Here is a 319-nt window from a genome sequence, read left to right on the forward strand (position 1 = left end):
CTCGCGCGGCTGTTTTGATAGTCGAACAAGACGATATTTTTCATGTCAGGGAGTTTAGCTTCAGGGGAGTCGGCTCCCGAGCAGTACAACCACATATAACATTGCTTGTCTTCCTTAAGCACATTGAACGGCGTTTCATCGGCCTGAACCACCACTTGTTCGAGTAAGTGAGTCTTCAGTGCCTGATAAAGCGGCATCGCGTATTGGTATTTGCCAAGGATGATATTGGCCAGCAAGCTTTCTGTGGCGAAGCTTTTAGGGATGATGCTTATCGGTGCGGGTTGTTGGTGAATGTGGCTTTTTTCAGCCTGTTGTTCAC

The 319-nt window shown here is 48.0% G+C and carries 1 protein-coding gene; it reads right to left on the bottom strand.

Annotation, left to right across the window (positions count from 1 at the left end; all coding sequences use genetic code 11):
- Window positions 1–319, bottom strand: a 319-nt coding sequence (locus tag AACW06_RS20255; RefSeq protein WP_192076400.1) for an IS66 family transposase, incomplete at both ends; no start/stop codon positions are given.

The sequence above is a fragment of the Vibrio sp. S12_S33 genome, from assembly GCF_963889785.1.
Classification (GTDB): domain Bacteria; phylum Pseudomonadota; class Gammaproteobacteria; order Enterobacterales; family Vibrionaceae; genus Vibrio; species Vibrio aestuarianus.